This window comes from Sporosarcina jeotgali, from assembly GCF_033304595.1.
In the GTDB taxonomy this organism is placed as follows: Bacteria; Bacillota; Bacilli; order Bacillales_A; family Planococcaceae; genus Sporosarcina; species Sporosarcina jeotgali.
On the sequence record NZ_CP116341.1, the window covers coordinates 77,887 to 90,000 of the forward strand.

8 protein-coding genes and 2 rRNA genes (1 of these 10 only partly in view) are annotated in these 12,114 nt (G+C 48.1%); all 10 read left to right on the forward strand.

Going from position 1 to position 12,114, the window contains the following annotated elements:
* The first annotated feature begins 81 nt into the window (after positions 1–81).
* Complete coding sequence (locus PGH26_RS00420) at positions 82–864, forward strand: type III pantothenate kinase (protein WP_323692092.1); 783 nt, start codon at positions 82–84, stop codon at positions 862–864.
* On the forward strand, positions 861–1,748 hold the full coding sequence (gene hslO, locus PGH26_RS00425) for an Hsp33 family molecular chaperone HslO (RefSeq protein ID WP_323692093.1): 888 nt from the start codon (positions 861–863) through the stop codon (positions 1,746–1,748). Before PGH26_RS00420 ends, hslO begins: the two co-directional genes overlap by 4 nt.
* The gene (locus PGH26_RS00430; protein WP_323693435.1) at positions 1,726–2,658 is read left to right on the forward strand and encodes a peptidyl-prolyl cis-trans isomerase; all 933 of its coding nucleotides are present in this window, start codon (positions 1,726–1,728) and stop codon (positions 2,656–2,658) included. The genes hslO and PGH26_RS00430 overlap by 23 nt, the downstream gene beginning before the upstream one ends.
* Positions 2,659–2,791: 133 nt before the next feature.
* A complete protein-coding gene (gene cysK, locus PGH26_RS00435; RefSeq protein WP_323692094.1) occupies positions 2,792–3,718 on the forward strand; it encodes a cysteine synthase A in 927 nt (308 codons plus the stop codon).
* A 130-nt stretch (positions 3,719–3,848) separates the two neighbouring features.
* A complete protein-coding gene (gene folP, locus PGH26_RS00440; protein WP_323692095.1) occupies positions 3,849–4,700 on the forward strand; it encodes a dihydropteroate synthase in 852 nt (283 codons plus the stop codon).
* A gap of 11 nt (positions 4,701–4,711) precedes the next feature.
* On the forward strand, positions 4,712–5,080 hold the full coding sequence (folB, locus tag PGH26_RS00445) for a dihydroneopterin aldolase (protein ID WP_323692096.1): 369 nt from the start codon (positions 4,712–4,714) through the stop codon (positions 5,078–5,080).
* Positions 5,074–5,568, forward strand: a complete 495-nt coding sequence (folK, locus tag PGH26_RS00450) for a 2-amino-4-hydroxy-6-hydroxymethyldihydropteridine diphosphokinase (protein ID WP_323693436.1) — start codon at positions 5,074–5,076, stop codon at positions 5,566–5,568. The genes folB and folK overlap by 7 nt, the downstream gene beginning before the upstream one ends.
* A gap of 201 nt (positions 5,569–5,769) precedes the next feature.
* A complete protein-coding gene (lysS, locus tag PGH26_RS00455; RefSeq protein ID WP_323692097.1) occupies positions 5,770–7,260 on the forward strand; it encodes a lysine--tRNA ligase in 1,491 nt (496 codons plus the stop codon).
* Between the two features lie 531 nt (positions 7,261–7,791).
* Positions 7,792–9,343 (forward strand): 16S ribosomal RNA (locus PGH26_RS00460).
* A 394-nt stretch (positions 9,344–9,737) separates the two neighbouring features.
* Positions 9,738–12,114, forward strand: a 23S ribosomal RNA gene (locus tag PGH26_RS00465); it runs 555 nt beyond the window's last position.
* The 16S and 23S rRNA genes sit together here, the layout of an rRNA operon.

Genomic DNA, 12,114 nt, shown 5'->3' on the forward strand with positions numbered 1-12,114 from the left:
GACAGTCAGCTGTTTTTTTTGAAATGATTTGTGGTATGATGTGAGGGAAAAAAGACTATTGAGGTTAGTGAGGAATCAGTCATGCTCTTAGTTTTAGATACAGGTAATACGAATATTGTACTCGGTGTCTATGAAGGTACGGAGTTGAAGCATCATTGGCGGATGGAAACATACCGGCAAAAAACAGAAGACGAATATGCAATGCAAGTAAAGGCGTTATTTTCGCATGTCGGACTTGAGTTTACAGATATCACAGGTATTATCATTTCGTCTGTTGTACCGCCTGTAATGTTCCCGCTTGAACAAATGTGCAAAAAGTATTTCAATCAGGAGCCTGTCATCGTGGGCCCTGGCGTGAAAACAGGACTTAACATTAAATATGAAAATCCAAGAGAAGTCGGTGCGGATCGAATCGTGAATGCGGTAGCTGCGATACATGAATATGGCAGCCCGCTCATAATTGTCGATTTCGGTACAGCAACCACGTACTGTTACGTGAACGAACACGCGGAATACATGGGCGGCGCGATTGCTCCTGGTATTAATATCTCGATGGAAGCGCTGTTCGACCGTGCTTCTAAATTGCCGCGGGTGGAACTGACCCGGCCGGATCATGTGGTTGGAAAGAATACTGTTTCTGCCATGCAAGCGGGTATTCTATATGGATATGTAGGCCAAGTCGAAGGACTTGTCGGTCGGATGAAAGCGGAAAGTAAAAAGGTGCCGACCGTTATTGCAACGGGAGGACTTGCTCCGCTTATCGGAAAAGAGACAGATGTAATCGATGTTGTGGATGACTATCTCACGTTAAAAGGGTTAAAACTGATTCATGAACGTAACCAACAAGGAGAGAATGGTAAATGAATGATTATCTTATAAAAGCGTTAGCGTTTGACGGTACAATCCGGGCGTATGCTGCGCGAACTACTGAAGCGGTGAGTGAAATGCAGCGCCGCCACTATTCTTGGCCAACTGCAACGGCTGCGATAGGCCGTACTATGAGTGCGACTGTCATGATGGGTGCAATGATGAAAGGTGAGGACAAGCTGACGGTGAAAGTGGACGGAAATGGCCCGCTTGGTGCAATTGTGTCAGATGCCGATGCAAAAGGACATATTCGCGGATATGCGCTGAATCCGCAAACGCACTTCGACTTGAATGCACACGGGAAATTGGATGTCCGCCGCGCTGTAGGAACAGAAGGAATGCTTACGGTCGTGAAGGATCTTGGATTGCGGGATATGTTCACAGGACAAACTCCAATCGTTTCTGGAGAAATTGCAGAAGACTTCACGCAGTATTTTGTTGTCTCGGAGCAAGTCCCTTCTGCTGTTGCACTCGGAGTGCTCGTTAATCCGGACAACACCGTAAAAGCTTCTGGCGGTTTCATTCTCCAAGTAATGCCTGGTGCAACGGATGAAACAATAACGGAATTGGAGCGGCGTATTAGTCAGATGGAACCGATCTCTAAAATGATCGACCGCGGACTGACTCCGGAAGAGGTTTTGGAAGAAGTTCTTGGGAAGGAAAATGTCCGAGTCGTTGACCAAATGGAAGTCAGCTTTGATTGTAACTGCTCGAAAGAACGTTTCGGGACTGCGATTAAAAGCTTAGGGGAAGAAGAAATCAATTCTATGATGAATGAAGATGGTCAGGCCGAGGCGGAATGTCATTTCTGCCTGGAAAAATACATCTATTCAAAAGAAGAGTTAAAGGAATTTGTCGATGAAATCCGGTCTGGATCGTAATCGGGGAGTGAACGAGCCTCAGAAACGACGATTAAAAACAAAACCTCTCGTTCTGGTGATTGCGATTTTAGCACTGGGCAATCTGTTTTGGTTCATTGGCTGGCTCATTCCTGATAAAGCGGAAAGTCCATTCCAAGCGGGTGAAGAAGTGGCGTCTGTTGCCGGAAAACCAATCAAGCGTGAAGAATGGATGACGGCAATGGAAAAAAAGGTAGGCCGTGAAGTGCTGCTTGACTTAGTGAATGATAAAGTCATGGAAACAGCTGCGAAGGAATACAAGATCGATGTCTCCGATGAAGACATCGACCGAGAGTTAGCACTGCTTTCTTCCATTGATGGAAAAGCGTATACCGGTCTGGATGCAGACCAAATGCGCAGGAAAGTACGTTCTGAGCTCATTTTAAACCGTGTGTTGACGAAAGATATTGTGATTGAAGATAAAGCCGTAAAAGGTTATTACAAAGAGAATGAGGATCAGTTCGAAATTCCAACGACGTACCGAACTTCTTTGCTAGTGGCGTCTACGGATTCGGAGGCGAAGCAAGCGCTCAAAGAATTGAAAGGCGGTTCAAGTTTTGACGTTCTCGCGAAAGAACGTTCAATCGAGCCATCCTCCGCTTCTATTGGCGGCGATATCGGGTATATCAGCAGTCGCACGGAAGAAATTGACCCAGCTATTTTAAACGCAGCAGAAAAGCTGAAAAAAGATGGCGTAAGCGACGTATTTAAACTTGCAGATGGTACGTATGCGATTGTTGAAGTGGGTGATGTTCTTAAAGGTCGTTCATTTAAACTAAAAGAGGTTAAAGAACATATACGCAGTGAACTGGCTCTGCAGCAACTCTCCCAAGCGGTTACACCGGAAACATTCTGGAAAGAGTTCGATGCGCACTGGTTTTATGGAAAGTAAAAGCTTCGCTCATGCAGCGGAGCTTTTTTTACGCTTTACTGTAGATTTGTATAGTTTGACAAACGGCACATTTCTCTTGTAAACTGAATACATTATAAAACCTACCAATTAACTAGGGATTGGAGTGTTGGAAATGAAGAAAGTAGGAAACTCTGTTGCGGATTTAGTCGGTCAAACGCCTTTGGTAAAGTTGAATCGCCTGACAGGCCCGAATGATGCGGATGTCTATTTAAAACTAGAATACTTCAACCCGGGCTCCAGCGTGAAAGACCGTATTGCATTAGCGATGATTCAAGCGGCTGAAAAATCGGGAGAGCTGCAAGAAGGGGGTACCTTGATTGAACCCACGAGTGGGAATACAGGGATCGGACTTGCCATGATTGCAGCTGCTAAAGGGTATAAAGCGGTCCTTGTAATGCCGGATACAATGAGTCTTGAACGCAGAAACTTGTTGCGTGCATACGGAGCGGATCTCATTTTAACACCTGGAGCTGAAGGGATGAAAGGTGCTATTGCAAAAGCGGAGCAGTTGTCTAAAGAAAACGGATGGTTCCTTCCCCAGCAATTTAACAATGAAGCAAACCCGGAAGTGCACCGTCTCACAACTGGACCTGAAATTGCGGATGCACTCGACCGTGTAGATGCATTTGTATCTGCAGTAGGTACTGGCGGTACGATTACTGGAGTCGGAAGTGTGTTAAAAGAACGGTTCCCTGATGTTAAAATTATTGCTGTTGAACCAACGGATTCGCCTGTACTTTCAGGAGGGCAGCCTGGACCGCACAAAATCCAAGGAATCGGCGCAGGGTTTATTCCCGAAGTGCTGGATACAGATATCTATGATGAAATTACACTAGTGACGAATGATGAATCCTATGAGTACGCACGCAAGATGGCGAAGGAAGAAGGCATTCTAGGCGGGGTTTCATCCGGAGCAGCGGTGTTTGCGGCACTGAAAGCAGCGAAGGAACTGGGTAAAGGGAAAACGGTTGTTGCGATTTTGGCTTCGAATGGGGAACGGTACTTAAGCACACCGCTCTATCAGTTTGAAGAAGAGTAATGAAGATTCAAGGGGGAGCATAAATGCTTCCTCTTTTTTTATATCGTTCCAGTGGGAAAATGAGAGAGTAACCGGTAAACTGATACAAAAAGCTGTTTGAGGATGAATGGCAAGGAAGGGAATGTACATAATGGAGTTGGACTATGCTAAATCACCGTACCGGCTGGGCGGGACGGAAATCGACTTTTCCAAGGAAACGGTTGTTATGGGGATATTGAATGTGACACCGGATTCCTTTTCAGATGGCGGGAAATTCAGCAAAACGGACACGGCCCTTCTTCGTGCAGCGGAAATGCTAAAGGACGGAGCGAAAATAATTGATATTGGCGGAGAATCTACACGGCCTGGTCATACACCGGTTTCGTTAGAGGAAGAACTGGAACGCACAATACCGATGATAGAAGTGCTCTCAAAAGAGCTGGATTGTGTAATTTCAATTGATACATATAAAGCAGCCGTCGCGGAAGAAGCGATGAAAGCGGGCGCTCACATTATTAATGACATATGGGGGGCGAAGCGCGAGCCGCGGATTGCAGATGTTGCGAAACTGTACGGTGCTCCAATTATATTAATGCATAATAGAGAACAAGCTATCTATAACGGGACCTTTGAGGATGAATTTCTGGCAGATATTGAAGGAAGTATCGCGATTGCGCGTGAAGCCGGTATAGAAGAGTGCAATATTTGGCTGGATCCGGGTATTGGATTTGCGAAAGACTTGTCAGAGAACATAGAAGCTATGCAAAGTCTGGACAGGCTTTCGGCGCTTGGTTATCCTGTGCTGCTCGGGACATCCAGGAAGTCATTGATCGGGAAAGTATTGGACCTGCCTGTTGATGAACGAATGGAAGGGACGGGGGCAACTGTTTGCTATGGCATCGAACATGGCTGTCATATTGTGCGCGTCCACGACGTGAAGGCGATTGCTCGAATGGTGCGCATGATGGATGTGCTGGCAGGTAAACGGAAAATTACGATCTAGGGGGAACGCAGATGGACTTTATACATTTGAATGAAATGCAGTTTTATGGCTACCACGGAGCACTTGCTGAAGAAACGGTACTTGGACAAAGGTTTACCGTTTCCGTATCAATGGCGGTCGATTTAGCGGAAGCTGGAACAACTGATGATTTATCCAAAACGGTGAACTATGCGGAAGCTTATTCCGTTGTTCAGTCTATTGTTGAAGGAGAACCTGTTAAACTCATCGAAACGGTCGCTGAACGGATCGCCGGTAAACTGCTTGAAGATTACAAAACTCAAGTATCAGGTGTTCGAGTGCTGATTGTGAAACCAGATCCTCCGATTCCCGGGCATTACTCGTCCGTGGCGGTAGAAATTGAACGAGGTCGGTTATCATGAATACGGCGTTTATATCTATTGGAACGAACATGGGGGATCGTGAAGAGTTTTTGAATCGGGCAGTTACTTCCCTGAGCGCTGCAGAAGGGATTGAATCGGTTGAAAGGTCATCTATCTATGAGACTGCGCCTGTAGGAGTGACTGACCAGGCAGACTTTTTAAATATAGTTGTCCGTGTAAAGACTTTGTTAACGCCTTTTGAATTATTGGCGGAGTGCCAGCGAATTGAGAGCGAGCTGGGCCGAGTGAGGACGATACGCTGGGGGCCGAGAACAGCAGATCTAGACATCTTGCTGTATAATGACGAAAGTATTGACTCGGAGACACTTACTATTCCGCATCCCCGGATGCAGGACAGAGCTTTTGTGTTAATCCCGTTAACGGAACTGGCACCGGAATGCATCGATCCTATTACAGGCCGTCGATTCCGTGAAGAACAGGCGATGCAGGACGGCGGAGTAGAGCTTTGGAAACCTTATAGAGAATAATTGAGTAATGCGGACTTCCGTAACGGGATGTTTTAGACGCTGCTGGCAGTAATATCGGGCAATAAACAAGTGATATCTGGAAGAGCTATGTAATTGGTTTTTAAAGCCGCTTATCCAGCGGCTTTTTTTACTGGCTAAGATTGTGTACAATAGGACTATAATAGGCGAATAGCGTATGAACACTATAGAGGAGTGAACGGGATGTCGAATATAGAAGAGTTGAATGACCAACTTCAGGTGAGACGCCAGAAGATGGAAGAGATTCGTAACGGAGGACTGGATCCGTTTGGTGCGCGGTTTGAGCGTACTCATTTATCGAATGAGTTGACGGAAGCATATAGCGAGTTATCTAAAGAAGAATTGGATGAAACACCGCATGTTGCTAAAATTGCGGGTCGTATTATGACGAAACGCGGTAAAGGGAAAGCTGGTTTTGCACATATTCAAGACCTTGGCGGCCAGATTCAGATTTACGTACGCCAAGATGCTATTGGAGAAGATGCGTATAAGCTGTTCACGATGGCTGATCTAGGAGACATTGTCGGTATTGAAGGGACTGTTTTCAAGACAAAAGTGGGAGAACTCTCTATTAAGGTGACGGAGTTCACATTTTTATCAAAAGCATTGCGTCCGCTTCCGGAGAAATACCACGGGCTGCAAGATATTGAACAGCGTTATCGTCAGCGCTATTTAGATTTGATTTCTACAGAAGGCAGTAAAGAGACGTTCATCCTGCGCAGCCGGATTATTCAGTCGATGCGACGTTATTTGGATGGACAAGGGTTCTTAGAAGTTGAAACTCCGATGTTGCATTCGATTGCTGGCGGAGCTTCTGCCCGTCCGTTTATTACACACCACAATACATTAGACATGACTTTATATATGCGGATCGCAATTGAATTGCACTTGAAGCGTTTGATTGTCGGCGGATTAGAGAAAGTATATGAAATTGGCCGTGTGTTCAGAAACGAAGGAATCTCGACACGTCACAATCCGGAGTTCACGATGATTGAGTTATATGAAGCGTATGCGGACTATAACGACATCATGGCGTTAACAGAGAACATGATTGCTCATATCGCTGAAGAAGTGTTAGGAACTACGAAGGTGCAATACGGAGAAGATATCATTGATGTGTCTCCTGGCTGGAAACGTCTGCACATGGCGGATGCGGTTAAGGAATATACTGGCGTAGACTTCTGGAGGGAAATGACGAAGGAAGAAGCGCATGCACTTGCTAAGGAGCATGGCATAGATGTACAACCGACGATGGAAGTTGGGCATGTGCTGAATGAGTTCTTCGAGCAAAAAGTAGAAGAGCAGCTTGTACAGCCAACATTCGTCTATGGGCATCCGGTTGAGATTTCACCGCTTGCGAAGAAGAATCCAGAAGACGGTCGCTTCACAGATCGATTTGAGTTATTCATCGTACGCCGTGAACATGCGAATGCATTCACGGAGCTGAATGATCCGATTGACCAGCGTCAGCGTTTCGAAGCTCAGCTTGTAGAAAAAGAACAGGGTAATGATGAAGCGCATGAAATGGATGACGACTTCATTGAAGCGTTAGAGTATGGTCTTCCGCCAACAGGCGGACTTGGAATTGGTATTGACCGTCTCGTTATGCTTTTAACGAATGCTCAATCCATCCGGGATGTATTGCTATTCCCGCAGATGCGTTCTAAGGACTAACTGTAAATTAAGGGGTGCATCTCGTTTGCCGAGATGCACTTTTTTATTTGAAGATAAAATATTTGCGTTAGTTTCCCATGCGTGGTATATTTGAACACGTTGCTTTTGACGTAACTATTTATGTGCTGCCACTTATGCGAAACGAACTTTTTAAAAAGTGGTTGACGCGGATTGTACAGTATGGTATTATATAAAAGTTGCCAAAACAACTTGGACACACAAACGAAACACTATGAACCTTGAAAACTGAACAGCAAAATGTCAACGAATTATCGTTTGGGAAACCGGTTCTGCCGGTGGAACAAACACAACAGATCTTAATCGATCTGATAGACATCTTAAATGATGCCAGTACGAATTGAGCAATCAATTCTCTACTACAATTCATTCATTTGATGAGTGATTGTCTGAGTGGTGAGGTAAGGTGCAGCGCTAGGAAGCGAACGATCGAGGAAGGAAGCGTACTCAGGTACGTGACCGACTGAGAGAGTGAAGCTGACGACGTGATGTGCCTTGCATCGCCGCTCAGAACTTATGGAGAGTTTGATCCTGGCTCAGGACGAACGCTGGCGGCATGCCTAATACATGCAAGTCGAGCGAATCAATTGGAGCTTGCTCCTTTTGATTAGCGGCGGACGGGTGAGTAACACGTGGGCAACCTGCCCTGCAGATGGGGATAACTCCGGGAAACCGGGGCTAATACCGAATAATCAGTTCCTTCGCATGAAGGAGCTCTGAAAGACGGTTTCGGCTGTCACTGCAGGATGGGCCCGCGGCGCATTAGCTAGTTGGTGGGGTAATGGCTTACCAAGGCAACGATGCGTAGCCGACCTGAGAGGGTGATCGGCCACACTGGGACTGAGACACGGCCCAGACTCCTACGGGAGGCAGCAGTAGGGAATCTTCCACAATGGACGAAAGTCTGATGGAGCAATGCCGCGTGAGTGAAGAAGGTTTTCGGATCGTAAAGCTCTGTTGCGAGGGAAGAACACGTACGGGAGTAACTGCCCGTACCTTGACGGTACCTCGTCAGAAAGCCACGGCTAACTACGTGCCAGCAGCCGCGGTAATACGTAGGTGGCAAGCGTTGTCCGGAATTATTGGGCGTAAAGCGCGCGCAGGCGGTCCTTTAAGTCTGATGTGAAAGCCCACGGCTCAACCGTGGAGGGTCATTGGAAACTGGGGGACTTGAGTACAGAAGAGGAAAGCGGAATTCCACGTGTAGCGGTGAAATGCGTAGAGATGTGGAGGAACACCAGTGGCGAAGGCGGCTTTCTGGTCTGTAACTGACGCTGAGGCGCGAAAGCGTGGGGAGCAAACAGGATTAGATACCCTGGTAGTCCACGCCGTAAACGATGAGTGCTAAGTGTTAGGGGGTTTCCGCCCCTTAGTGCTGCAGCTAACGCATTAAGCACTCCGCCTGGGGAGTACGGCCGCAAGGCTGAAACTCAAAGGAATTGACGGGGACCCGCACAAGCGGTGGAGCATGTGGTTTAATTCGAAGCAACGCGAAGAACCTTACCAGGTCTTGACATCCCACTGACCGGCATGGAGACATGTCTTTCCCTTCGGGGACAGTGGTGACAGGTGGTGCATGGTTGTCGTCAGCTCGTGTCGTGAGATGTTGGGTTAAGTCCCGCAACGAGCGCAACCCTTAATCTTAGTTGCCATCATTTAGTTGGGCACTCTAAGGTGACTGCCGGTGACAAACCGGAGGAAGGTGGGGATGACGTCAAATCATCATGCCCCTTATGACCTGGGCTACACACGTGCTACAATGGACGGTACAGAGGGCTGCAAACCCGCGAGGGGGAGCCAATCCCAGAAAACCGTTCCCAGTTCGGATTGTAGGCTGCAACTCGCCTGCATGAAGCCGGAATCGCTAGTAATCGTGGATCAGCATGCCACGGTGAATACGTTCCCGGGTCTTGTACACACCGCCCGTCACACCACGAGAGTTTGTAACACCCGAAGTCGGTGGGGTAACCCTTAGGGGAGCTAGCCGCCGAAGGTGGGACAGATGATTGGGGTGAAGTCGTAACAAGGTAGCCGTATCGGAAGGTGCGGCTGGATCACCTCCTTTCTAAGGATATATGTCAGTGGAACATCCTCGTGATGATGAAGCTGCACATTCGGAAAAGAACCTTTGGTTCTTACGTTGACATTTTGCGTTCAGTTTTGAAGGTTCATCAAAAAGCGGAGACGACCGTTTTGATGCGACAAGCATAAGACAGATCGACGAAGTGGCGATTTTTGCCACGTAGACGAGTTGGCTTATGATCTCGAGCATCAGGGAGTCGGAGCTGGATTATGATGAATATCTTCAAACTTGTTCATTGAAAACTGGATAAAACAACATTGAAGCAACAAATCAAGACAATCAACCGAGTCGGACACTATTTATAGTGAGCCGAACAGCGATTCTTTTGTTCTTTCTTCTCAATCATCGCTGATTGAAAGAAGAACGTTAACTTTTTGGTTAAGTTAGAAAGGGCGCACGGCGGATGCCTTGGCACTAGGAGCCTAAGAAGGACGGCACTAACACCGATATGCTTCGGGGAGCTGTAAGTAAGCTGTGATCCGAAGATTTCCGAATGGGGAAACCCACCATCTTTAATAGGATGGTACGTATTTGTGAATACATAGCAAATACGAGGCAGACCCGGAGAACTGAAACATCTAAGTATCCGGAGGAAGAGAAAGAAAAATCGATTCCCTGAGTAGCGGCGAGCGAAACGGGAAAAGCCCAAACCAGGAAGCTTGCTTCCTGGGGTTGTAGGACACTCTATACGGAGTTACAAAAGGATGAGTTAGGCGAAGCGACCTGGAAAGGTCCGCCAGAGTGGGTAAAAGCCCCGTAACCGAAAATTCATCCCCTCCAGAGTGGATCCTGAGTACGGCGGAACACGTGAAATTCCGTCGGAATCCGGGAGGACCATCTCCCAAGGCTAAATACTCCCTAGTGACCGATAGTGAACCAGTACCGTGAGGGAAAGGTGAAAAGCACCCCGGAAGGGGAGTGAAATAGATCCTGAAACCGTGTGCCTACAAGTTGTCAGAGCCCGTTAATGGGTGATGGCGTGCCTTTTGTAGAATGAACCGGCGAGTTACGATTCCATGCGAGGTTAAGCAGAGAATGCGGAGCCGCAGCGAAAGCGAGTCTGAATAGGGCGAATGAGTATGGGGTCGTAGACCCGAAACCAGGTGATCTACCCATGTCCAGGGTGAAGGTAAGGTAACACTTACTGGAGGCCCGAACCCACGTACGTTGAAAAGTGCGGGGATGAGGTGTGGGTAGCGGTGAAATTCCAATCGAACCTGGAGATAGCTGGTTCTCTCCGAAATAGCTTTAGGGCTAGCCTCAAACGTTAGAATCTCGGAGGTAGAGCACTGTTTGGACTAGGGGCCCATCCCGGGTTACCGAATTCAGACAAACTCCGAATGCCGATGATTTATGTTTGGGAGTCAGACTATGGGTGATAAGGTCCATAGTCGAGAGGGAAACAGCCCAGACCGCCAGTTAAGGTCCCAAAGTATTCGTTAAGTGGAAAAGGATGTGGCGCTGCCCAGACAACCAGGATGTTGGCTTAGAAGCAGCCATCATTTAAAGAGTGCGTAATAGCTCACTGGTCGAGTGGCGCTGCGCCGAAAATGTATCGGGGCTAAACGAATCACCGAAACTGCGGATTGACACCTTTGGTGTCAGTGGTAGGAGAGCGTTCCAAGGGCGTTGAAGCTGGACCGGAAGGACTGGTGGAGCGCTTGGAAGTGAGAATGCCGGTATGAGTAGCGAAAGAAGGGTGAGAATCCCTTCCACCGAATGCCCAAGGTTTCCTGAGGAAGGCTCGTCCACTCAGGGTCAGTCGGGACCTAAGTCGAGGCCGATAGGCGTAGACGATGGACAACAGGTTGATATTCCTGTACTACCTCCCCACCGTTTGAGTGATGGGGTGACGCAGAAGGATAGGGTGAGCGCGCTGTTGGTCATGCGCGTCTAAGCAGTGAGGTGTGAAACGAGGCAAATCCCGTTTCTACAACATTGAGCTGTGATGGCAAGGGGTGTATACCCTGGAGTCCCTGATTTCACACTGCCAAGAAAAGCCTCTAACGAGGTGGGAGGTACCCGTACCGCAAACCAACACAGGTAGGCGAGGAGAGAATCCTAAGGTGATCGAGAGAACTCTCGTTAAGGAACTCGGCAAAATGACCCCGTAACTTCGGGAGAAGGGGTGCTCTGGTAGGGTGTATAGCCCGAGAGAGCCGCAGTGAATAGGCCCAGGCGACTGTTTAGCAAAAACACAGGTCTCTGCAAAACCGTAAGGTGACGTATAGGGGCTGACGCCTGCCCGGTGCTGGAAGGTTAAGAGGAGAGGTTAGCGCAAGCGAAGCTTCGAATTGAAGCCCCAGTAAACGGCGGCCGTAACTATAACGGTCCTAAGGTAGCGAAATTCCTTGTCGGGTAAGTTCCGACCCGCACGAAAGGCGTAACGATCTGGGCACTGTCTCAACGAGAGACTCGGTGAAATTATAATATGCGTGAAGATGCGCATTACCCGCGACAGGACGGAAAGACCCCGTGGAGCTTTACTGTAGCCTGATATTGAATTCCGGTGCAGCCTGTACAGGATAGGTAGGAGCCTGAGAGACCGGAGCGCTAGCTTCGGAGGAGGCAATGGTGGGATACTACCCTGGCTGTATTGGACTTCTAACCCTTGCCCGTGATCCGGGCAGGAGACAGTGTCAGGCGGACAGTTTGACTGGGGCGGTCGCCTCCTAAAGAGTAACGGAGGCGCCCAAAGGTTCCCTCAGAATGGTTGGACATCATTCGTAGAGTGCAAAGGCATAAGGGAGCTT